The sequence below is a fragment of the Pedobacter sp. R20-19 genome, from assembly GCF_000708265.2.
Taxonomy (GTDB): Bacteria; Bacteroidota; Bacteroidia; order Sphingobacteriales; family Sphingobacteriaceae; genus Pedobacter.
Genome location: NZ_JCKI01000007.1, coordinates 94,542 through 119,610, shown reverse-complemented (window position 1 = coordinate 119,610; position 25,069 = coordinate 94,542). Strand labels below are relative to the sequence as shown.

Sequence of the window (25,069 nt, the reverse complement as noted above, 5' to 3'; positions counted from 1 at the left end):
AAGGGGTATCTGATTAAGTTTCTGCTTATCCAGATACCCTTTTCACATAAAAAGGTATATGATCAGCAGATCAGAACAACGATTTATCAGGATTAATTTTATTACCGTTATAGTTACTTTAATGGTGATATTTGCCGGCGGTATTGTAAGAAGTACAGGGTCTGGTATGGGTTGCCCTGATTGGCCGAAATGCTTTGATCGGTATATTCCGCCTACAGATATTTCACAGCTTCCGGCAAATTACAAACAGAAATATGTTGAAGGCAGGTTAAAAAAGAATGAAAAGTTTGCCAAGTATCTGGAAAGTATGGGTAAAGCCGAACTGGCTGATCGCATCAGACATGATAAAAGCATCACTATTCCTGAAGAGTTTAATCCAACCAAAACCTGGGTTGAATATGTAAACAGGTTAGTAGGAGTTTTAGCGGGTTTCTTTTTGCTACTCACTTTTGCTTATTCTTTTATTTACAAAAAAAGTGCAAAGCGCATTATCGTATTGAGTCTGTTAAATATCTTTGTTGTTGGATATCAGGCTTGGCTAGGATCAATCGTTGTTTCTACCAATCTGGCTCAGTGGGTCGTTACGGTACACATGTTACTGGCATTGGTTATTTTAGCGATTTCAATTTATACTTACAACTATGCTAAACAGCTAAACAAAACACCTTCGGTAATTATGTACCGGATACTTTGGCTTAAAGGATTTTTGTTGTTTACAGTATTAATTAGTATCCTTCAGATTGTGTTGGGTACAGAAGTAAGGGAATCTGTTGATGTTGTTGCTAAGTCATTGGCCACGGGTTTAAGAGATACCTGGATTTCAAAATTAGGTGCTATATTTTCTTATCACAGAGATTTAGCCATTTTGGTAATCATTTGCAATGGGATTGTATATAAGATGGTGATAGATCGTTTTAGTGGTAAGGCGGCACCTTTATTAACTGCCAGATTTATTTTAGTTACGCTTCTCATACAATTATTAAGTGGATTTGCATTAGCATATTTAGCCTTTCCGCCAGCAGCGCAGGCCGTGCATATTTTGTTTTCTACGTTATTATTTAGTTTACAGTTTTATCTCTACTTGTTGGTTTACCGGACAAGTACTTATAAGCAATAATATTTAAGGAAGTTGAAACAAGTTTTTTCAGATTTTTCTAAGCTCATCAAATTCAGACTGTCTTTTACGGTCGTTTTTTCTGCGTCTATATCTTTTCTGATCGGACAGAAAATGCAGGTAGGGAGAAATCATATTCCATCTATAGACTGGGGGAACTGGTTGATATTAATTGTCGGTGGTTTTTTAGTTACTGCTGCAGCCAATTGCTTTAATGAAATTATAGAGAAAGACCTTGACAAGTTAATGTCCAGAACAAAGGACCGTCCGATGCCGGCTGGTAGAATGACTACCGGACAAGGATTAATTTTAGGTGTTTTTATGGCATTTTTAGGTACCTGGTTATTGGGTAAACTAAATCTAGAAACGGGCTTACTTTCTGTCTTTTCAATTTTGTTATATGCTTTTGCTTACACTCCTTTAAAGAGAAAATCACCAATAGCTGTTTTTGTAGGGGCTATACCTGGTGCATTACCACCACTGATCGGTTATATGGCTGCTTTTGGAAGTTTGAAAGCTGAAATGTTTCATGAGATTGACTATTACATTGCCGGAATTTTATTTTTGATTCAATTTGTATGGCAATTTCCACACTTTTGGGCGATTGCCTGGGTATTGGATGATGATTATAAAAAAGCAGGTTTTAGATTACTACCCACTAAAAAAAGGGATAAAACGTCAGCATTGCTTACATTTTTAACCACATTAATTTTAATTCCGGTAAGCTTATTACCAACATTATATGGTTTCGGTGGTTATTATGTGGGTGGTTTATCATTAATTGCAGGTTTAATATTTAGCTGGCTTGCCTTTAAATTATTAATGAACAGGGAACTTGCTGATGCTAAGAAGGTGATGTTTTGTTCGTTTTTTTACATACCAGCTGTACAGCTGGGTTTATTATTAAATTTTATAGCCCAATAATTTTATGGTTCTAACAATGGAAAAGATCCAAGATACATTTGACCCCAAACCCAGAAAATTTATTGTCTGGTTGTTTGTGGTATCATCAACGATTATGTTTGGTGGGTTTACCAGTTATTATCTGGTATTTGCTGCATCAAAAGGCAAGGGGCATGGTTTAGTTTTGCCTGATGCTTTTATCTACAGCAGTTTAGTTATTATTGCCAGTAGCATTACACTTGTATTGGCCTCAAAAGCCATGCGTAAGCTAAACTTTAGTCTTCAGCGAAATATGCTTTGGCTAACGGTTATTTTAGCGGTAGCATTTGGTGTTATGCAGTTTAGCGCCTGGAGTAGTATGGTCAAAACCGGTGCTACTTTAGTGGGTAATAATGCTGCAATTTCGTTTATTTATGTGGTTTCAGGATTACACTTGTTACACATTATTGGTGGTGTTGGATTGATTATTAATGCGTTAGTAGGGAGCTACAAAAATATTTCTCCTGCTAAAAGCAATTATAGAATGGAAATTGCTTCTATTTTCTGGCATTTTATAGATATATTATGGATATATCTGTATGTTTTTTTACTTTTGAACCGTTAAATTTGTTAACAAACTATTATACTATTTCCAAATGAATTCAGTATCACAATTAGATCAAGTTAAAACCGGGCCATGGAATGGTGGCCGTTCTCCGTGGTCGGTAGAATATGGTAAAATCATGATGTGGTTTTTCCTATTATCAGATGCTTTTACTTTCTCCTCTTTATTGATCTATTACGGCGCACAACGCTTTTCTAAATTAACATGGCCAGATCCTGATTTGGTTTTCCAATCAATCCCAGGTATTAAAGATACTGGTGCACCATTAGTGTTTGTGGGTATCATGACTTTCATCTTGATCATGAGTTCTGTAACAATGGTTTTAGCTGTTGAAGCAGGTCATCGTCGTGCTAAAAAAGAAGTAATCTGGTGGATGGTTGCTACCATCATTGGTGGTTTCATGTTCTTAGGTTGCCAGGCATTAGAATGGACACACTTACATCATGAAGGTTTCTGGTGGGGTCAAATTCCAAGTGCTGAAGAATTAAAGCACTTATTTACCGGTGATGTATCTTTAGTTGCTGCACAACAGTTTGCAAACTTATTTTTTACCATTACAGGTTTCCACGGATTTCACGTATTTAGTGGAGTGGTCATTAACATTATCATTTTAATTATGACGATCAATGGTACTTTTGAAAGAAGAGGTCATTATTTAATGGTTGAAAAAGTTGGTTTATACTGGCACTTTGTTGATTTAGTGTGGGTGTTTGTATTTACATTCTTCTATTTGGTTTAATCTATCATCTTTAAAAATATTATCATGTCAGAACATCACGCACATACAGAAGGACACGAAGAGCATGCAGGTTTATCTAAAGGTAAAATCTGGCAGGTTTTTGGAATTCTTTTATTAATCACGGTTATAGAGTTTATTGTTGCCCTTTGGGTTTTGCCAAATGGTTACATGTCTCATTCTATTGGTAACTTCGTTTATATTGCCTTAACATTAGTCAAAGCATTTTATATTGTAGCCTATTTTATGCACTTAAAATATGAGAAATTAGGCTTACAGCTTTCACTAACCGTATCGTTCATTTTCATTATGTACTTTATTGTTTTAATGTTAATTGAAGGAGGATTTTTAAATCTCCACATGATGAGTCATTAATGAAAGGTAACTCCATCAAAAAACTTTTAATCCTGGTAAGCATTCTAGCTGTACCGGGATTTTTGTTTTTTTACTTATTACCACAGTTTGCAAAGAATAGGTATAAAAGTCTTCCTATATATGGAAAGAAAGTTGTTTCATCCACTTTTCATACTGTAAAGGGAAAAAAAATACCAGATACTATTTATCATCAGATTCCGGATTTTAAACTGGTTAATCAATCGGGTGATACTGTTTCCTGGGCATCTTTAAAAAATAAGATCGTGGTATTAAACTTATTCTATACGGAATCAAATAATACCAGTGTTACAAACTACATCAAACAATTATCTGAAGGTTACGAAAAGAAGCCGCTAGTTAGATTTGTAAGTCTTTCGGTAGATCCATCTGATCAAAACAAAATTAAAGGTTATGCAGCTAGCTTAAACGCAAAATCTAATCAATGGAATTTTCTGGCTGGTGATACGGCTGTCACTTATCCATTAATTAGAAGAGGTTTATTACTTGATGTTATTGAAGATGATAGAAAAGATAAGCCACACTTCATTTTTGGAAATAAAATCTTATTAATTGATGTTCAACATCGCATTAGAGGGATATATGAAACAGATAGTCCGGATGCTACCGCAAAGCTTGAAGATGAGATAAAGGTACTTATAGCAGAGTATTTAAGGACTGTTAATGACGGCAGGTAGGGGAGTCTTTAGTCGCTAGTGTAAAATCGGGATTAATTACATTAACAAATAATAAAGAGATTTAAAATATTCATGGAAAATAGTTCAATTGAAAAAAAGTATAGCAAGTGGATCATCATTCTTTCGATCTTTATACCTGTAGCTGTTGCGTTTTTATTTGTGGTTAAGCTAAAGGATTTAGGTATAGATGCGCCAACTCTTCCTTTTTTACCACCTATTTATGCCACCATTAATGGTATTACCGCTGCGTTATTGGTGATAGCCGTTTGGGCTATTAAAAATGGTAAAATCACTTTGCATCAAAACCTGATGAAATCGGCCATCGGTTGTTCTTTATTGTTTCTGGTGATGTATATTGCCTACCATATGACAACGCCTTCCACTAAGTTTGGAGGGGATGGAGCCATCAAATATGTTTATTTCTTTATTTTGTTAACACATATTCTGTTGTCTATAGCCATTATTCCTTTGGTATTGGTTACCTATGTAAGGGCACTAGCTGAACGATTTGACAGACACCGCAAAATTGCCAGGATCACTTTTCCCTTATGGCTTTATGTGGCCATTACTGGTGTAGTGGTATATTTGATGATCTCTCCATATTATCAATATTGATACGATTTTAATTTTTAGCTTATTTTTAGTGAAACATTAGCCAATATTATGTATTATTGGTACATGTTTATGACATCCTGATACGGATGAATAAATATATCTCTTTTGATATCCCTCGTGATTTTAATTAACGAAAACGAATGATGACCAATTGATATATGGCCTTTAAGGATAGTGAAAAAGAGCGGGAACTGCTTATGGCAATTGTTGGAGGAAGCGAGAAGGCATTTTCTATTCTATTTTTTAATTATCTTTCTGTTTTGCAGTCTTTTGCGCTCAAATTTACCAAATCGGAGCATGCTGCAGAAGAGGTCATTCAAGATGCTTTTCTGCGTATATGGCTAAACCGAGATAAACTTGAACACGTTGATAATGTAAAAGCCTATCTATATAAATATGTATCAAATGAATGCTTAAGCTTTCTCAGAAAAAAAATTAAGGAAGAAAAAGCCATAGGCTTTTTAAAAATTCATCATGCCGATCAGGAAAATGTGACCCTTGACGTCATCCATCTCAACGAAATAAATCGTATTATTACTGCAACAGTCTCTAAATTACCAAACCAACGACGAAAAATTTATGAATTAAGTAGGGTGGAAGGTAAAAGTATTCCTGAAATAGCCGAAATTTTAGATCTATCTGCCAGTACCGTTAAAAATGCACTTGTTATTGCTTTAAGAAGTGTTCGGGAAAGCTTAGTTAAACATGGAATATCTCTTTTTTTGATTTATTTGATCAAGGGGATTCATTAAAAATAAAAAAAATAATTTTTCGATAGTCCTGATTTGTCTTTTGTGCTTCTTAGTATCAGATCTATGGAAGAAAGAGTATTATTTCTGATAAATAAGTTTCAGTCTGGCCAAATGGTGGAAGCTGAAAAGACTGAATTACTTCTCTTCATAGAAGATCATCCTGACGCTGTTAGTGAAGAAATTTTGAATTTACTCATGGCACATGATTCACTGGATACCAATGATGATGAAATACAGATTAATCATCATAAATGGGATTCAATTCTCCAGAAAATTGTATCTGTAGATCATTTAAAATATCAGCGAAAAAGCTCCATCTCCCTTTATTATAAATGGGCGGCAGCGGCTATCTTAATTCTGGCTTTAACTTCCATATTCATTTATAAAATACGAGAAAAGTTACCTGTTTTTACAACTGATATTGCACCAGGTGGAAACAAGGCAATACTTACCCTGGCTAACGGGAAAAAAATCTCACTAAGTGATGTGGCTAATGGAAATGTGATTAAAGAAGCTGGCCTTTCCATTTCAAAAACAGCTGATGGTCATTTGGTTTACCATGTGATGAATGAGGATCAGTCTACAGGTGGTAATGAAACCAATACCATTACAACACCAAACGGAGGCGAATGGCAAATACACTTGCCAGATGGCAGTGATATCTGGTTAAATGCAGCATCCTCACTGGAATATCCATTAAATATGGGCAAAGCCTCTATACGAAGTGTGAGATTAAAAGGGGAAGCATATTTTGAAGTGGCTAAAGATAGCGCTCATCCATTTGTTGTAGAAACAGAAAAGCAAAAATTAGAAGTATTAGGTACCCACTTTAATATTAATAGCTATGCAGATGAACGCACAACCAGAACAACGTTATTAGAAGGTAGTGTTCGCATTTCCTCACGCACTAATTTAGCAGAATATGAAATTTTAAAGCCTGGTGAACAATCTGTATTATCAGCTCAGGGAATTAAAATCAATACGGTAGATACTGATGAATCTGTTGCCTGGAAAAAAGGGTATTTTATGTTTAATAATGAGAAGCAGGAAAGTATCCTCCGTAAAATATCGAGGTGGTACAACATCAAAGTGGAATACGCAGACGAAGAAGCAAAGGATGTAATGTACTACGGAACAGTAAGCAGATTTGATAAAATTTCTCAGGTATTACACAAATTTGAACAAACCGGTGAGGTTCGTTTTGAGATGCAAGGCAATAAGCTTATCGTTTACAAAGATTAAAGCATAAAGATGAGGACGTAACTAACCCTTATCTATAAAAATATTACTAACTATCAACCTTAACCTAAACCAAAAAACTATGTACAAACTTCGACAACACTACTAACATTCAGAAGCCAACAAAATAAAAAAGGAGTGCTTGCAACACCCCTTTAATTTTGCTGTCTGGCTATTTCGGTAAACCGGAATCGATCAAAAATCAATTATTTCCTGAATAAACCACGATACCACATGATGCGCTTAAACAATAAGTGTGTATCGATAAAAAACAGACTATTAAATGTACAAAATTTATATAAGAATTTTATGTACGCATCGCCGCTACATACCTAAATTGCTATTGATGATGAAGTTAATTACGGTCATATTACTGGCCTCCCTGATGCAGGTTAGTGCAGCTTCGTTTGGACAACTGATTACGTTGAATGAAAAAAACGTAACGCTGGAAAGAATGATTAAAGAAATTAGAAAGCAATCTGGTTACGATGTTTTATTATCAACCAATAAGATTAAAAGTACCACTACGTTTAATGCTAATTTTAATCAATCAAACATAACAGAAGTGATGACGAAGATCATTGCTGGCAGAGATTTAAGCTATTCTATTGAAGATAAAACGATCTTAATTAAACCAAAAGATAAATCAATCTTAGATAAAGTAGTTGATTATTTTGTAGCTGTAAAGATAACGGGTAAGGTTAAAGACAAAAGCGGCAATGCGCTTCCTGGCGTAAGTGTTAGAGAAAAAGGTGTATCAAATGCGGTTTCTACTACTTCATCAGGAGATTATACCATCACCGTAAAAGAAGGAGCTATACTCGTTTTTAGCTATGTTGGATATAAATCAACAGAAATTGAAATTGGAAATAAAACCATCGTAAATGTAACTTTAACAGAGGATGCTGAACAACTTAGTGAAGTAAATGTAGTTTCAACTGGTTATCAGGACCTGAATAAAAAGTTATTTACAGGTGCTGCCACTTCGCTTAAGGCATCTGATGTGAAAAGAGATGGTATAAATGATGTGAGCCGAATGCTGGAGGGGCGGGTTGCTGGGGTTTCTGTACAAAACGTATCAGGTACGTTTGGCGCTGCGCCAAAAATCCGGGTTCGTGGTGCAACCTCCATTTCCGGAGATAATAAGCCATTATGGGTAGTAGATGGGATTATCCTTGAAGATGTTGTAAACATTTCCAATGAGCAATTATCCACTGGTGATCCTTCAACTTTGGTTGGATCTTCTGTAGCCGGGCTAAACCCTGATGATATTGAAAGTTTCAATATTTTAAAGGATGCAGCCGCTACAGCCCAATACGGTGCAAGAGCAATGAATGGTGTGGTGATCATTACCACTAAAAAGGGTAGAAATACGCAAGGAAAACCTGTTATTTCTTATACAGGTAACTTCTCTAGCTACATGAAACCTTCATATGATAATTTTGATATTTTGAATTCTGCAGATCAGATGAACGTATACCTGGAAATGCAAAATAAAGGTTGGCTAAATCATTCTAGTTCATCACGTAGTGCAAATGGAGGTGTGTTTACTAAGATGTACAATGAAATGTATAAATACGATGCTGCAACCGGAACATATGGATTAAAAAATGATGCGCTTAGTCAAAAACAATATTTGCAACGTTATGCAGATGCCAATACAGATTGGTTTGATATCCTATTCAAACAGTCTTTCATGCAAGAACATTCCATAGGGATTTCATCAGGTACTGAAAAATCAAAAATTTATGCATCAACCAGTTATTTGCAGGATAATGGTTGGACTGTTGGCGATAATGTGAAACGTTTTACAGGCAATGTTCGAGGAAACTTTGAAATTAATGACAGATTAAGTATTGAACTCATTACCCAGGGATCAATCCGTGACCAAAAAGCCCCAGGTACATTGGGTAGAAATGGTAATCCGGTTTATGGAACATATGATCGTGATTTTGATATTAACCCCTTCAGTTATTCACTTAATACCAGTCGTGCACTAACCGCCTTTGATGCAAATGGAAATCGAGAATTTTTTACGCAGAACTATGCGCCGTTCAATATTTTACATGAGCTTGAAAACAATACTTTAGAGCTTAATTTAATTGATTTTAAGGTTCAGGGTGGGGTAAGATATAAAATCACGAAAGATTTAAAATATTCATTTGATGGTGCCTACCGTTATGCTAAAACCAGTCAGGAACATAAAATTACCGAAAACTCCAATATGGCCGAGGCTTACCGTGCTGGTATAAGTCCAAATGATGCAACAGTTAGATCGAATAATAAATTTTTATACCGCAATCCTGATGATCCGAATGCATTACCGGTTAGTGTTTTGCCATATGGAGGCTTCTATAAAACCAATGATGATAATATCGTAAATTATTATGTTAGAAACAGTTTGGAGTATGACAAAACTTTTAATGTAGACCACCTGGTTAACTTTTTTGCTACCCAGGAGATGAGGTATATCAACCGTCAGAATAAAGTATTTGATGGTTATGGTTACCAATATGAAAAAGGCGGTATTCCGTTTATCGATCCTAATATTGTAAAATCAAATGTGGAGGGTGGTTTTAATTATTATAGTATGGGCTATCGTTACGAACGTTACTTAAACTATTCATTAAGAGGTGCATATTCCTATAAAGGCAAGTACAGTATTAACGCTACAGGGCGTTACGATGGATCAAATCTTTTAGGTGAATCACCTACGGCAAGATGGTTGCCTACCTGGAATGTATCTGGTGCATGGAATATTGATACAGAAAATTTTATGCAATCTGAGCGGATTAAAAAGATCGTTAACCGGGCTACACTTCGCGCTACTTATGGTCTAGTAGCAAGTATGGGTACTGCACAAAATTCTAGCCTTGTATTGAGAAGTATGGCCACACGCAGGCCTTACATCCCGGAAAAGGAGACCAAATTATATATCGATGGACTGGAAAATTCTGAGTTAACATTTGAAAAACTTAATGAGTTAAATCTCGGCTTAGATTTAGGCTTGTTTAGTGATCGGTTAACGCTTACTGTAGATGCCTATCAAAGAAAGAGTTTTGATTTAATTGGCGAATTTAGAAATGGCGGCATAGGTGGCGAAGCAGTAAAGCAAGCCAATTATGCTGATATGAAATCACATGGTATAGAAGCATCTCTTGGCGCTCGTATTTTAAAAACAGGTAACTTTAGCTGGTCATCACAACTCATTTTTGGATACAATAAAAATGAAATCACAAACCTCAAGAACCAACCATTAATTTTTGACTTAATTGGGCCAGATGGGGGTGCCTTAGAAGGATATGCCCAACGCGGTTTGTTCTCTATCGATTTCAAGGGACTAGATCCGTTAAACGGTTCTCCAAAATTTCTGAATAATGAAGGTGTGGTTAGTGGCGATGTTTATTTGCAGAGCAATGTGGTTAAGTATTTAAAATATGAAGGACCAATTGATCCGAAATATACTGGTGGTTTCTCCAATACATTTAAGTATAAAGATTTTACACTTTCTACACTGGTTACTTTTGCTGCAGGAAATAAAGTACGCCTTTCTCCAGCTTTTAAAACGAGCTATACCGATTTGGATGCTATGCCTAAAGCTTTTTTAAGCCGTTGGGAAATGCAAGGAGATGAACTTAAAACCAATGTGCCTTCTATTTTGGATGCACTTGAAGCAATTGACTTTAGAAGTATTTATGCCTATAATAATTATAACTATTCTACAGAACGTGTGGCAGATGGGGGCTTTGTAAGAATGAAACAAGTTATTCTAAGCTATAATATTCCATCAAAATATACGAAGAAGCTTGGGTTAACCAATTCTTCGATAAGTGCTGTAGGTAACAACTTATTCTTGATTTACTCAGATAAAAAGTTGAATGGGCAAGATCCAGAATTCTTCGGATCGGGTGGTGTTGCATTGCCGATACCGCGTCAGTTCACATTGTCTTTAAAAGTAGGATTCTAAATAAAAAATCATGAAAAAAATATTTATATCTATTGTTGCCCTTTCACTTCTTTCAAACCTGGGATGTAAGAAGTTTTTAGAGCAATCTCCAGATCAAAGAACGCAATTAAATTCAGTTGATAAAGTAGCAGAATTATTAACGAGTGCTTATCCGGAAGGGAATTATATTGCTTTTACGGAAACATCATCAGATAATGTAGAAGATAAAGGTCCGGGTATAGGTGATGAAAATAGGGAAATTGTTTTTCCTTACTATTGGAGGGATAACGACAATTATACCGAAGATACGCCTACTAATTACTGGAATGCCTGTTATACTGCAATTGCAGCCGCTAACGCCGCACTAGAAGCCATTGGTAAGGCACCTGATCAAACGGCTTATTTACCGTATAAAGGCGAAGCGTTGCTTGCCCGGGCTTATGCTCACTTTATGTTGGTTACGCTTTTCTCCAAAACGTATGAAGCTGGTACCGCTAATGATTCTCCTGGAATTCCGTATGTAACCTCACCAGAGAAGGTTGTAGTTGGTCAATATTCCAGAGGTACTGTTGCATCCGTATATGCGAATATAGAAAAAGACTTAACAGAAGGGTTGCCTCTTTTAAGGAATACGGCCTATAAAATTCCCAAATATCACTTTAATATTTCAGCAGGTAACGCATTTGCCGCCAGATTCTTTTTGTTTAAAAAAGATTACGATAAAGTAATTCAGTATGCAAGTGCCGTATCTCCGGGAAATTCATTTGCAAACATTTTGAGGCCGTGGAATACTCGATATAACACTTATACCCTTGATGAGATGTACCTGTATTTTACACAAGCTTCGGAGCCTTCTACTTTATTGTTAATTGAAACGGCCTCTTCTTGGGCTAGAACCCTGACTCCGCGTTTTGGTTATGGCCAGGTGATTAATAATGAGGTTTTTACCAATAATGTTACTGGAGCCCGTTGGTCGTATAAATCGGCTTATTATGGGCAACCACACTACAGTATGCTAAAATGGAAGGAATATTTTGTGAAAACAAGCCCTAATGCCACCATTGGAGAACCATATACGATAGTTCCTGTACTTACAGCAGATGAGACGTTATTAAATAGGGCAGAAGCTTATGCATCATCAGGACAAAATACACTGGCATTACAGGATTTAAATACATATGCCAGTACCAGGATTTTAAATTATAGTGCTACTATCCATGCGGTAACATTGGCTAAAATTGCTGCTTACTATGGTATTACTGATCCGAAAGAAGGATTAATTGCAACTATCCTTGATTTTAAGAAAAAAGAATTTACTCAGGAAGGTTTGCGGTGGTTTGACATTTTAAGATACAAAATACCCGTAGCACATCGTGTTTACGCTGTAAATGGTTCATTTACTACTATGGAACTTACTGCTAACGATCCAAGAAGATTATTTCAACTCCCTACACAAGTTACACTTTCTGGTATTAACCAAAATCCAAGATAACTATGAAAAAAACATTTAAATATGGATTGGTTGCATTAGCCATGTTTACAATCCTCGCATCCTGTAAAAAGGAATCTAAGCTAAATGCTAATCTGGATGCGATAGACCAAAATATAATAAAAGATAAAAATTCTACTGATATCTGGTTAGATCAAAACTTTTTGAATCCGTATAATATTGAAACCAAATATCGGTTTGACCGTTTTGAATTGGCCTCAGGAAAGAATATCACTCCTCCCGCTGTAGAACAGGTAATTCCTGCAATGGAAATGGTTCGTGATGTGTGGATCAGACCATATGAAGTTGCTGGTGGAGGAGATTTTATTAAAAAAATCTCACCAAAACAATTTGTTTTAGCTGGTAGTGCAGAATATAACAGCAATGGTTCTATCACTTTAGGTACAGCAGAAGGCGGGCGTAAAATTGTTCTTTATGTAATTAATTCATTTGATAAAACGAATATCAATTCTGTGAAACAGATGATCCAGGTAATTCAACATGAATACACACATATTTTAAATCAAACGGTAGATTTTTCTCCGGAATATCAAACCGTATCTCGTGGTGGTTATGAAGCAAACTGGACTCAACGGCCACTTTCAGAGGCATATTCTTTGGGTTTTATTACACAATATGCCAGGGTGTCGCCACTGGAAGATTTTGCCGAGCAGTCATCCAATATGTTGATGTTGGGGAGGGTACAATATAATGCCATTGTAGCCACAACACCTGCAGATGCTCAGGTTAAACTGAAGAAAAAAGAACAATATGTGGTAGACTATTTTAAGACTGCATTTAATATTGATTTCTATCAGTTACAGAAGGAAGTTCAGAAGGCATTATTTAAGGTGTCTCCTCCTGTTTTATCGAGGTTAACAGGTTATGGAGTAGGCTATACTAGCCTATATTCGAATCCTACCACGGATCCAAATCAATCTGCTGAATTTTTAGGTTTGTGGAACGCGGCCAAAGCATCAATGCAGGCTGGAGGATTTATCTTAAAAGATTTCTTAATGACTTTTAAAGCAAATAATGTAATGACATTGAGGTATACATTTACTAATGCTGCAGGAACTACAACGTATATGGCTGATGCCGATTATACTTTAGCGCTAAATGCAAATACAGGCTTAACTACATTTACCTTAATGGCGACTCAGCCGACTTCAACCACATATGGTAACATGGGGGTAATTAATGCTAGGATGGCAGGTGTGAATAGTTACTTTTCAACAGGGTCATTCAGGGCTAACTGGATTAATCAAATTATACCCGGCGAAATTGGATACTTAGGTTCATTAGGCGCATTTTATAAAACCACAAATGCTAACTCCTATTTTTATGGAACAATGGGACAATAATTTAAGAGAAATCAACATGAAAAAAATATTAATATATACACTTTTTTCTCTTGCCTTATTTACGGGTTGTAAAAAGGAAGAGGTATTGATTGATGGCGAAAGACCTGAAGAAAGGGTTTCTACTGCCGTAACAAAGTATAATGATGAATTAACCGGGAGTACAAACGGCTGGAAAGCATTTTTATATCCTGAAGGTGGCGGTGGCTATTCCTTTTATTTTACTTTCACAAAAGATAATAAGGTAAGCATGTACGCTGATTTGGATTCTGATCCTGCCAGCGAAAGCATGGAAAGTACCTATCGAATCAAGGCACTCCAAAACCCAACGTTATCATTTGATACCTACAGTTATATGCATATTCTGGCTGATCCTGATCCAAATACTTTTGGAGGTGCTGCTGGCTGGGGTCTTTTTTCAGATTTTGAATTTACATTTGATAAAGCAGTTGGCGATTCGATTATGCTTTCAGGTAAGCTTTTAAAAAGCAAGTTGGTTTTGGTAAAGGCAACAGCAGCAGAAAAAAAGCTTTATAATGAAAAGGGTTTATTAAATGCTATCCTAACATCTGTAGATTATATTGATGCTAACAGCAATCTCTATTTTACGCTGGTAGATGCTGTAAAGGTTCAAACCTCTATCAATTACTTCCAAAAGGTGGTTACATTTATTTGGGATAACGGTAATGGTGGCGTAACTACAACTTCAACTGGCTTTGCTTTTACCTTAACCGGAATAAGATTTAAGGAACCTTTAATATATAAAGATAAAGCCATTAGCGAATTCACCTGGGATCCAGCTAAGCAGGTATATTTTACCACAGTAGGCGGAGTAAGACTGGAAATCGTTTCTTCAACAACTTCAATTTATCCTTTACACTTACTTTTAGGTATCCAATATTCTGGAATTATCGTTCCGAACGGTACAAATTACCCGGGATGGGGAACAGAATTTGTTACCCGGAGAGCAGCCGCAGCAGCAGGTACACTTACATCAGGATATAATTTAAGACTAGATCGAATGGTCTTTAATTTTAATACCATAAATAACACCATGTTGTTAAGTGCTGATATTTATCAGGGTGCAAACAGGTTTGTTGCAGATTTTCCGTATACTTTTACTAAAACTACAGCAGGTGTGTACAAATTTACAGGAACAGCACCAACAGGGAATGCTGCTTTAATTGTAACACAAATGGCACCACTCACTACACAACGGATTAATGCAGATACTTTCACTCTGGCATATTTTACAAATCCAACAACGGGTGAGATCTTAGGTCAGTTTAAAAGTGTAGAACATCCAAATTTTACATTCTCCGGCTCTTTACAGTAAATTAAATTTATGCTTTCAACCCTCGCCTCATCAGCGGGGGTTTTTTTATGACATAATTTTTAACCTGCTCCAATCGTTAAATGTGGCCTAAATTTCTACAAGTTGTGGAGAATTACTACAGTTTTGTGTGTTTATTATTGTATTCATGTATACATTGTACCAAAGGTTTAAGTAAAAATTTTCCACATTTTTATTATAAATATTTTGTTTTCCAAGTTCAGAGAGATGATTGTTTTGCGTTTCCAACATTTTTTTTTAAAATTCTACTTTTTTATTTCTCACTTAAAGTACTGATGGCTTGATATTTGGTTATGGTTTAATAGCGTATGCTATAAGGAACCAATTTTTAACCAAAACCCTAAAACTATGGCTTTCAAAGCTAGATTGAATTTTTCGGGCAAGGAGTACGATGTGCTTCATTGCGCCTATGCATTAAACCGCGATGTAGACGCTAAAGGAAGACCTTCTTCTGGAGTTTACGGCGGTACCATTGACATTGAGATCGAGTCAACCGAAGACACCTCAATTATCGAAGCAATGGTCAACAATCAATACAAACCCATTACGGGGACACTTCTGATTAAGAAAACTGAAGAAGATGCTAAAATGAAAGAAGTAGATTTCGAAGATGGATACATTGTTAAATATTCTGAAGGAATTAACATTGTAGGCGATCATCCGATGACACTGAAATTCCAGATCTCGGCCAGAAAGCTGAAACTCGGAAATGCAGAGCATCTAAACGATTGGCCTAAAGCGTAGACGGGGTGATTGTTTAGGGTTTAGTGCCTTTAATTGGTTTAGTATTGTTTAGGGTTTAGTATAGTTTAGCGTTTTGTGGTTAGTTATAATATTTAATATATAGTCTAACCTCCTAACCTTATAACCATCTAAACAGATTTTAGAATTTGTGTTGTTTTAATATTAGTCTAACCCATCTAAACTTATAACCCATCTAAACATTTTCCAGGTTCTTACCAACTAACCGCTTAAACACCTAACCCATCTAACCACAATTCATTTTTTAAAAAAAAAACATTTAAAACTTACCAAAATGGCATTTAAAACCAGATTAACATTAGGTTCAAAAGAATTTGATGTATTACAGTGCAGCTTTTCATTAAACAGAGATGTAGATGCTAAAGGCCGTCCGTCATCAGGTGTATACGGTGGAACGATCAACATCGAAATCGAATCTACTGAAGATACTTCAGTAATCGAATCGATGGTAAATAACCAATATAAACCACAATCAGGAACCATTACTTTCAAAAAAGGCGAAGAGGATGCTAAAATGAAAGAACTAACTTTCGAAGATGGTTACATCGTTCAATATAGTGAAGGTATCGCGGTAAACGATAATACGCCTATGACACTTACTTTTGTGGTATCAGCCAGAAAACTAAAATTAGGTAATGCAGAACATGAAAACGATTGGCCGAAGGCATAGTCTGCTTCAGACACAAAATAATATAGTCAAAGCGATTGGTAGAAACCAGTCGCTTTTCGCTATCCAATTTTATTTTTAACAGAACAGTCCATTTAAATTATTCGTTATTTTGATATCTCATCGATGTAATATCAAAAATTGAAGTTTTGTTATTGCAGCTAATCCTATCTGCGATGGCAAAACATTCATTTTAACGGTTATACGTTGGACATCAAACTTAAACCAACATTTATTTAAACACGGCACGTGAATTAAATTAGTTCTTAAAAAGAACACCACATTCCTTTCTGAATAAGTTTCAAGTAATTGTTGAACCACTGATTTATCTCCAATATGGAAAAGAAACTCCTTGCAGAAATCAATATTGAAGGCAAAGAAATAACACACTTTGCTTCCTTCAGTTTAAAACAGGCTTTTAATGATCACCATCATTTCGAACTTCGTTTTAACCACGACCATATGGGTGCGCCCGGCTTGATCAGTTTAGATGATAGCCGCGATTTTGTAGGCAAATCCCTTACTGCATCTTTTGGCCATTCGCAAGAAGGGATGCAGCATTTTATAGGGATTGTTGCCAAAGTAGAACTCTCGCAGAGCCACGGCTACCACGGGGTGTTAATTGTAAGCGGCTATAGCCCAACGGTTTTAATAGACCGTGGACCAGACCTGGGCTCTTATTTAGATAAAGATTTAAATGAGATTGTAAAACTGGCCACCAAAGATACGCCGGCCAACGATTTAAAAGTGGTGGCCAATGCAGACAGAGATTCATCAATCGACTACCTGATCCAATACAAAGAAAGTGACTTCGCCTTTCTTAACCGCCTTTCGGCAGAGTACCATGAGTGGTTTTTCTATGATGGCAAACAACTCAATTTCGGCAAGCCCGACGTACAAAACGAAATCTCTTTATTTTACGGGAGGGATGTTCAGGAAATGCAGTATGCGATGGAAATCGGGCCGATCAAAAATAAACGGTTCTCCTATAGTCCAAATCAGAATGAAATGCTCCAGGGTGAAAGCACAGGAAAAACGGATGGATCGACACCAGATTTATCACATGCCATCAAAGCATCAAACCTCACTTATAGCAAAACCTTTAATCAACCCGCTTTAATCCGGGTAGATAATTCGAACGATATTAAAAAGCTGGTCGAAAATGAGGAAAAAGCCAATACCAGTGAACTATTAAAAGTTACCGCCAGAGGTGACAATGCAGAACTGAGCATTGGCAGCATTGCCGAGATTACAATGAGTCTTCGTAAAGAATTGGCATTTACCACCGAAAGTTTAGGAAAATTCCTGATCACGAGCATCAATCACCACATCAATGAAAATGGTAAATACCACCATACTTTTGAGGGAAGGATAGCTACCACTGAACGTATTCTGGTTAAAAATTTCGAAAAGCCACAGCCGGATATGCAACTGGCAGATGTGATTGACAACAATGACCCGCAAGGGCAGGGACGGATTAAAGTAAGGTTTAAGTGGGAATGTTTAACCAATGATGTTACCGAATGGTTGCGTGTTGTTACGCCTAGCGCCGGAACAGGTGAACGAGGCAGTAACCGGGGTTATTTTGCCATTCCAGAGATTAATGACCAGGTGATGATCGCCTTTGAAGAAGGTAACATCGCCCGGCCTGTTGTGATGGGCAGCGTTTACCACAGTTCGAGTGTGGATAGCAGCCCGTTGATTAAAAATCACCTCAAAAGTATCATTACCAGAAGCGGGCATTTACTAGAATTTGATGATAGTGAGGGTACACAAGGGATTAAGCTGACCGATATGCACCAGAACATTATCTATATTGATACCAAGGGCAACAACATTACCATAACCGCGCTGGAAAACATGACGCTGAATTGCAAGAATATGCAGATTAATGTAGGCGAGAATATGGATATGCAGGTGGGGAAAGATCAAAGTGTAAGTATCGGGAACAATCAAACCATTTCAGTAAGTAAGGATATAAATACCACGGCAGGAAATAATTATTCATTAAGTGCTGCCGGAGATATTCAGGAGAATTCTGATCACAGAAAAGAATTTGTTTCCAAAGACTTTGTTCGCCAATCCGATACCTCAAATGAACTGGCTAGTGCCATTAGTATTTTTAGTCAGTCTGAAAATATGACCTTACAAAGTGGTAAAACGGTAGAGGTAAACAGTGCAGAAAAATCCAAAATGTTTTAAACATGGCTATTCAGAAAACAAGTACAAATATGAGCATCCGGGTTAAATCTGCCTATGAGTTAACCGTTACGGGAAATATGCAGAAAGTAGCTGGCAAAGTTAATATAGAAGCGAGGCGGAATAATTTAATATTAGCCAGTAATAAGAAAGTTGTTGGGCAAGGTGGAAAATCAAGTTAAACATGGCGAACGTAGAATTTGGAAATTATAGTCCATCGGAAGAACCTAAAGATTCGGTTCAGTATGTGTATTACACCCGGGAAGGCGAATATCTTGGCGGCATAGCCGGAAGTGCTAAAATTTATATCACTACGAAAGAAAAATACGATCAGGCTAGTGCAGCAAAAAATTTTGAAACTGTAAACGACGAAACGCAATTGCTAAAATATAATGAAAAAGCAATTATGCATGCTGATTTTCGCTATATCGCTTATGTGGTTAGTCATGAGTCTGGCGATGAAGACATTAAGGAGCTAAGATGTGTGGCTTTTGCAAGTTATAACCGCTCGGTTTCTAAAAAGAAAACCTGGCGGGAACTGATGGCATCCAGCTATTCTTCTGTACCTAATAAAAAAGAACTTCCGGATAAGAATGAAAATAAATCTAAACTAGCCAGGTATGCTGTAATTGATGTTTTACGCGGAATTGAAGACCTTACTGATGGTGCTGAGTTCTGGGATGGTACTGACTTTTTAGCCTGGGGAAATTCTGAACAAAATCCATATAATAAACTTGGCCAGAATAAATTTGATGAGTATAAGTTTATCGAAATACCAAAGGGTATTTATGATGATTTTGTAGCCGCTCAGGGTACAACAACCACAACCTATGGAGATTCAGGTAATCATGACTTGAAAAATGATGCCGGAACCCACGAACATATAAAGGTAAAAGACAAAAAAGGAAATGAAAAATCGAAGATACGTTATTCAATTCCCGCGGCAGATTTTAACGATCAACAATACTGGACGAGCGGAAGTTTCTATTATAATACAGGCGCTAAAGCTACAAACGGTATTTCTGCAACCATCACCGCAGGTAAGAGTATTTTCTGGAAAATAACCCCTACACGTTTAACTTCAGAAACACCTGTAACACCATAAGATGATTAAACTCGTAAACATATTTATATTAAACGTACTCATTATTTTGAGTTGCGCGGGGCAACAAATTAAAATGCCTGGCAGCCAGCATCGTGCTGTTTTAATTACAAAAACCGTTGTATCAAAATCTCCGAACGAAAATGAACGTAGTGTTAGTAAAATTTTGTATACCTCCACGCCATCGGGTGATGAATATTTTGCCTATTCAATAGCAGATGGTTCGGTTTCTGAAGCGATCAGTTACAAGATGGTTAATACTAAAAATGGTCTTTTCTTTATTGCTAACAGGCTGTTTTCAAATCAGGATGAAACAGATAGTCTTCATATTACATTTGATGATCGCAAACACATGGTTTTAGTGGGTAAAACTGATCAATATGTTTTATTTCCTGCAAACTACAGTACCTTTAAACAGCAGGTCAATCATCAACATCAGGTTTTGAGTTTGTTGAAATTATTGGAAGATAATATTGGTAATTATCCAATCGAAAGTATGCTCCCATTGATAATGGTTTCCAAACAGGATAAATTTAGCAAGCAGATTAAACAGGCGAAGATTATTACACCAAGAAGTCAATCTGATGAAATTACAGATACCTGGGCTTGCATTTATAATTATAATCAGGCTGGAAAAATCGTTTTTGTTAAAGCTTCTTCAGGTCAGGAGGTGCGTTTTTATAAAACGGTAACCTACAACACCGGAGGGATTGCCATTAAAGTGCATCAAAATATAGAAGACCGGCAGATTACGGATCGAAAGATGACTTTTAATCCTCAACAAACTGGCGTAATAAAATGGACAGACCAGGTATTAGAAACAGGTAAGAATGTTCAGACGGACCTGGTTACTACCCTAATGAGAAGAGATATTCAAGCAGTTAAAAAAGCAGATATGTCTCAGGCAGAGGTATTAAAGTTAGTTAAACAAATGAAGTAAATGAATGCTGGAAAACCCATCGAAAAACATTCAGCCCAACAAGCTTTGAGGTTAAAATGGATTCCTGATCGATCCGTTAGCTATGGTGTATGTATCACCTTCGAAAATGAAAATAGTGTAAATGAAGTTAAGTATGAAGTTAAGGTTTCCCGTTTGAAACCAGGCAGTAATAATGAACCATTATTTCTAATTGAGCGGACGAGTGAGGTATTTGTAAATGAAGGTATCCCTGAACTTGTTGCGGATAGATTGGCTTATGAAGCTGGTAAGGTTTTTTATCCACTTGTAATTTCAGTGGATAACAATGGAGGGTTTGAAAGGGTTTATAATCATGAAGAGATTATTAAAAGATGGCCAAAAATTAAATCTAAATTACTAAGTAACTTCGATGGTGAGATGACTGATTATTATATTGCAAATATGGAAAAACTGTTGGCCATACCCCTTAATGTTACCAATGTTTTTGGCAAGAATGATTGGTTGATAAATACTTTTTTTAAGCCCCTATATAAAGTTTATCAAAAAGATAAAATTGAAAAAATGGCCTTCCCAATACTGAACAATTCTAATGTTGATAACTATTTGATTGCCGAAAAATTTGATAAGAATCCCAATAGTTTTGGGGTAATTGAGGTACTTCATGAAGGGAATATTGAGTTGGAAAACACAGATAATTTTGAACAGGCTTTTGGTAATTATCAAGGTAGATATTTCCTGCATCCTAAATATAAATATATCATTTCTTTGATGTCTGATTTTTCAATTAGTCGGTATATAAATGCTAAAGTAAAGGTTAGAATTTTTATGGTTCCCGAAGATGGAAGGGATTTCGATTATGATTTTCTTTCAACTTTTGATGAAAATAATACTATAAGCTCTCGATCAGTTATACTGGATGGACCTCCACAGAAAAGTTTTTGGGAACGTTTATTAAATTTTTAAAACCATGGCAGAAAAACATATCGTAGTTCAAGGTGCACAATGCATGTGTAAATTTGGTTCGGCCCCTGATAAATTAAAAGTTCTAACACATACAAAAGAGTATGCAAATGATCAGGTGGCGAGTACAAAGCCTATCGTAACAACAGTTGATATTGGTGCAACTTTTGAAAAGAATATGTTCGGTGCATGTTCTAAAATGAACAACAAGCCTTGCAAAGCTGTGGTTACTAAATGGTCAGGGTTTTATGAACATACTATACTTACCAATGGTGGTAAAATTTTGCTTGAAGATAGCAAGGCAACCTGTCCTGTGGGGGGAACTGATTGTATAGAAATTGTACAACATGGACAAAAGTCTGAACCTTCAAAGCAAAACTTCGATAATTCAGACAAAAATGTTTTAACACAACTCAATCCTATGTCAGAAGCTGTAATAGAATCTGTAACAAACTTTGAAGGCACTGAAGTTGATATAAAATCATAATATATGGCAAAGGGAGTAAAGAAAATTATTTGGACTGGAGAAGGCAGAGTATTAAAAAAGGGATCTATAGCTAATCATCTCTTGGTTTTGGCGGCTGGTGATTTTGTTTGGTTTAAAGTAGGGGAATGGTTAGAAGGAACAACTGAACAAGAAAAAACAAAAGACGTTAAATGGGCAATATTTAACGATAAGGGTTACATTGATCATCAAAGGACTATTCCCGGTAACTTCAAATATGGATATAAGATTCCAAAACCACTTTGTGGACCTTATACTTATTATATTGAAGCCTCTTTAACCGGTAATTTTGATGGAAAATCGGGTTTGAAAATTCGTGGTGAATCGCCTGCAAGAATAAATGATAGTAGATGGTCAAGAAATGAGGGTGGTGCAGATGTACGCAAAACCTACCAATTCTCTTACGGAGAATTGATTTGGTTAAGGCTGTTTACAGAAGGATTAAATGGCTATAAAAATGTTGAGGTTCGCGTTTTTAGGAAATTAAGATCTGCATTTGGACTATTGCCAAAGGATGATGAAGTTACAAGAAAAATCTATTTTGTTGAAGTAATCCGTGGCGAAATTAACCTTAAAATCCCTAATACTTATTTATGGCGCCAATCCATGAAAGATGTATCAAGTGTAGAAGAATTTTACATTCGTGTTGTACATCCAGTAACCGGCCAGTACATCCAGGATAATTTTGGTAGTGGTGATACGGCGCACGCTCGTTTTTTAAGGATAAAAGATAAAACGGTGTCTCAAGTGGTAGAAATACCACAAAACAGAACTCCCGTAACCATATATGAGCCTGATAAAAATGCCGCTAGATTTGAATTATGCAAATTTGAACAGATTACAGTTACAGAGGAAGGCAGTAAACCTGAACTGGTATTTGACAATGGTGCAGGTGTTAAAAATATTCTTAATAGAAAAGAAGATGTTGTTGAACCTATAATTTTTAACTTTAATAGTACTGAACTATCGTCTGAGAGTTTAAAAAAACTTAACAATATTCTTCAATTTCTTTTAGAGCATAAGCATAGTATCATTCATTTGGATGGTTTTGCCTGCGTAATAGGTAAACAAAATTATAATAATATCTTATCTGAGAATAGGGCTAAGACAGTGAGGGAATTTTTTGTCAAAGGTAAACTTGATCCTGTCAGGATGGTAACTTCTGGTCATGGAGAAGTTAATCCAACCGATGATAAAATGGGACGTGATAACATTAAATACAAGGATGAGGCAAGTTATAAGGGCAATCGACGAGTTGATATTTCTTTTCAATATTATGGACATAATGCAGAAACAATTATTTATCAGTCTATTGGAGGCCCAACTCCACGAAATATAAAAATAGAGCCAGTTAAATTTGAAACAAAGGCATGCTTTGAACGGCCTCAACACACTAAGAATATTACGCTTAGCAATGTTAACCTTAAAACTAGTAGCGTAGGCAGTATTACTATTCCGGCAATATCAACTATGAGCAAGGATCATCCAATGCCATTAAATTATATCTGGCCTATGAATAACCTTACCGAATTTGGTTCGTTTAGTTCTGCTAATGACTATTCAGTTCATATTCATAGTTGTAGATATTTTTCTGTTCGGAACAATCCGACAATAAAGGTTAAGGTATACCCAGATATTAAATGGAATCTAGATTTCATGCTAAATTTAAATAATGACCTAAGTGTTAAGTGGCAAAATTTATCTCCAGAACAACATAAAGAATTTCAAAGCAAAGCAGGAAAAATTGGTGCTGAACGGCGCTGGAAACAAAAAGATGCTACTTTTAATTTTGGTTTAAAAGCACAGTGGGATAAATCAGGTACGGTTTACGGTGAAGATGCAGAATTAAAAGCAGAATATGAAGGTAAATTCAAGAAGCTTTATAATATTTTTTCATCTATCGGATCAATTGCAGATGGTATAACAAGTGTTACTAAGGGAGCAGTTAAAAAGGCGATACCTGGAGTACCAGCGTCTTTTGTGGTTAAACCGCCAAATCTTTCCTTAACTGGCGAATGGTTTTTGAAGAAAGTATTAAATTCCAGTAATTTACCAGAAGTAGGAACAGATGTAAAGATTACACTAAACGCAAACCCTTTAATAGGCCTTGAAGTTACTATAGATTTACTGGCAGCAATAATTGTTGGAGCTTCTGGATTAATAAGTGGTGGTGCCGCAGCACCTGGTGTGAAACTACTATATAATGAAATTCAAGATAAATTGCGTACTGGAATTAATGTTGGAAATGATAACATTGGCTTTAAAGCAAGTGTTAATGTTTATATGGACTTAATCATTAGCAGTGATATTACAATTAAATCTGATTTTGAATTTAACACTGTTGGTAAGCCGTCTGATTCCAGATTGAAAGTTTGTACCGAAGCTAAACTCAAGATTGAGTTAAAAGTAGGTGTTAAGGTTAAGGGCGAAGTATCCATGGTTGTAGTTAAAGCCTATGCTTATTTTGAAGCCTCGGCTTCCGGTGATGCATCTATAACGTTTGGACATAAAATTATTTATGATGAGAAAGGGTTATATTATCGACCGATTTTAGGCTTTGATGGCTTGAATGCCAAATATATTGTATCAATATCTGTTGGCCTCGCAAAAAAAATTGTTATTGATAAAACCAAAATAAAACAGGATGAAAATAGTAAGGTTGTAATTGCTGAAGGTAATTATCCTGAAGTAATTCCAAAATTCGACATAATAGAACATTTAGAAAAATTATTTGAAACAAGTGCCAACATACCGTTAATCAAAAATTAAATT

The 25,069-nt window shown here is 36.1% G+C and carries 22 protein-coding genes; all 22 read left to right on the top strand.

Going from position 1 to position 25,069, the window contains the following annotated elements; genetic code table 11:
• Positions 1-58: 58 nt before the first annotated feature.
• The 22 genes from AN34_RS15880 (at position 59) to AN34_RS15780 (ending at position 25,066) form a co-directional block, all read left to right on the top strand.
• Positions 59-1,117, top strand: coding sequence for a heme A synthase (locus AN34_RS15880; protein WP_029286942.1), 1,059 nt, complete (start codon positions 59-61; stop codon positions 1,115-1,117).
• 12 nt (positions 1,118-1,129) lie between these two features.
• Entirely contained in the window at positions 1,130-2,038 is a 909-nt protein-coding gene (gene cyoE, locus AN34_RS15875) for a heme o synthase (protein ID WP_029286941.1), read from the top strand.
• Positions 2,039-2,054: 16 nt separating this feature from the next.
• Positions 2,055-2,621, top strand: a complete 567-nt coding sequence (locus tag AN34_RS15870; RefSeq protein WP_082468439.1) for a cytochrome c oxidase subunit 3 — start codon at positions 2,055-2,057, stop codon at positions 2,619-2,621.
• Positions 2,622-2,652: 31 nt separating this feature from the next.
• Positions 2,653-3,360, top strand: coding sequence for a cytochrome c oxidase subunit 3 (locus AN34_RS15865; RefSeq protein ID WP_029286939.1), 708 nt, complete (start codon positions 2,653-2,655; stop codon positions 3,358-3,360).
• A gap of 24 nt (positions 3,361-3,384) precedes the next feature.
• A complete protein-coding gene (locus AN34_RS15860; protein ID WP_029286938.1) occupies positions 3,385-3,732 on the top strand; it encodes a cytochrome C oxidase subunit IV family protein in 348 nt (115 codons plus the stop codon).
• Entirely contained in the window at positions 3,732-4,427 is a 696-nt protein-coding gene (locus tag AN34_RS15855; protein ID WP_029286937.1) for an SCO family protein, read from the top strand. Before AN34_RS15860 ends, AN34_RS15855 begins: the two co-directional genes overlap by 1 nt.
• Before the next feature lie 72 nt (positions 4,428-4,499).
• A complete protein-coding gene (locus tag AN34_RS15850) occupies positions 4,500-5,042 on the top strand; it encodes a DUF420 domain-containing protein (protein ID WP_029286936.1) in 543 nt (180 codons plus the stop codon).
• Positions 5,043-5,200: 158 nt separating this feature from the next.
• Positions 5,201-5,794, top strand: coding sequence for an RNA polymerase sigma factor (locus tag AN34_RS15845; protein ID WP_029286935.1), 594 nt, complete (start codon positions 5,201-5,203; stop codon positions 5,792-5,794).
• Between the two features lie 63 nt (positions 5,795-5,857).
• Positions 5,858-7,036, top strand: a complete 1,179-nt coding sequence (locus tag AN34_RS15840; RefSeq protein ID WP_029286934.1) for a FecR family protein — start codon at positions 5,858-5,860, stop codon at positions 7,034-7,036.
• 343 nt (positions 7,037-7,379) lie between these two features.
• On the top strand, positions 7,380-11,000 hold the full coding sequence (locus AN34_RS15835) for a SusC/RagA family TonB-linked outer membrane protein (protein WP_029286933.1): 3,621 nt from the start codon (positions 7,380-7,382) through the stop codon (positions 10,998-11,000).
• A 10-nt stretch (positions 11,001-11,010) separates the two neighbouring features.
• On the top strand, positions 11,011-12,471 hold the full coding sequence (locus tag AN34_RS15830) for a RagB/SusD family nutrient uptake outer membrane protein (protein WP_029286932.1): 1,461 nt from the start codon (positions 11,011-11,013) through the stop codon (positions 12,469-12,471).
• Positions 12,472-12,473: 2 nt separating this feature from the next.
• Entirely contained in the window at positions 12,474-13,832 is a 1,359-nt protein-coding gene (locus AN34_RS15825) for a putative zinc-binding metallopeptidase (RefSeq protein WP_051666680.1), read from the top strand.
• 16 nt (positions 13,833-13,848) lie between these two features.
• Positions 13,849-15,165 carry a DUF4302 domain-containing protein gene (locus AN34_RS15820; protein ID WP_197285543.1) on the top strand — a complete coding sequence of 439 codons (1,317 nt, stop codon included), beginning with the start codon at positions 13,849-13,851 and terminating at the stop codon, positions 15,163-15,165.
• A 366-nt stretch (positions 15,166-15,531) separates the two neighbouring features.
• The gene (tssD, locus tag AN34_RS15815) at positions 15,532-15,927 is read left to right on the top strand and encodes a type VI secretion system tube protein TssD (RefSeq protein WP_029281978.1); all 396 of its coding nucleotides are present in this window, start codon (positions 15,532-15,534) and stop codon (positions 15,925-15,927) included.
• A 292-nt stretch (positions 15,928-16,219) separates the two neighbouring features.
• Complete coding sequence (tssD, locus tag AN34_RS15810) at positions 16,220-16,615, top strand: type VI secretion system tube protein TssD (RefSeq protein ID WP_029281980.1); 396 nt, start codon at positions 16,220-16,222, stop codon at positions 16,613-16,615.
• Positions 16,616-16,948: 333 nt separating this feature from the next.
• Positions 16,949-18,814 (top strand): type VI secretion system Vgr family protein, encoded by a 1,866-nt coding sequence (locus tag AN34_RS15805; protein ID WP_051666678.1) that lies wholly within the window; start codon positions 16,949-16,951, stop codon positions 18,812-18,814.
• 2 nt (positions 18,815-18,816) lie between these two features.
• Positions 18,817-18,993 (top strand): hypothetical protein, encoded by a 177-nt coding sequence (locus AN34_RS21720; RefSeq protein WP_157263336.1) that lies wholly within the window; start codon positions 18,817-18,819, stop codon positions 18,991-18,993.
• 2 nt (positions 18,994-18,995) lie between these two features.
• Positions 18,996-19,916 carry a hypothetical protein gene (locus AN34_RS15800; RefSeq protein WP_029286928.1) on the top strand — a complete coding sequence of 307 codons (921 nt, stop codon included), beginning with the start codon at positions 18,996-18,998 and terminating at the stop codon, positions 19,914-19,916.
• Between the two features lies 1 nt (position 19,917).
• Entirely contained in the window at positions 19,918-20,853 is a 936-nt protein-coding gene (locus tag AN34_RS15795; RefSeq protein ID WP_157263335.1) for a hypothetical protein, read from the top strand.
• Positions 20,854-21,795 (top strand): hypothetical protein, encoded by a 942-nt coding sequence (locus AN34_RS15790; protein ID WP_029286926.1) that lies wholly within the window; start codon positions 20,854-20,856, stop codon positions 21,793-21,795. It begins immediately after the preceding gene.
• Between the two features lie 4 nt (positions 21,796-21,799).
• A complete protein-coding gene (locus AN34_RS15785) occupies positions 21,800-22,279 on the top strand; it encodes a DUF4280 domain-containing protein (protein WP_029286925.1) in 480 nt (159 codons plus the stop codon).
• A gap of 3 nt (positions 22,280-22,282) precedes the next feature.
• Positions 22,283-25,066: an OmpA family protein gene (locus AN34_RS15780; RefSeq protein ID WP_029286924.1), complete on the top strand. Its 2,784-nt coding sequence runs from the start codon at positions 22,283-22,285 to the stop codon at positions 25,064-25,066.
• The last annotated feature ends 3 nt before the right edge of the window (positions 25,067-25,069 follow it).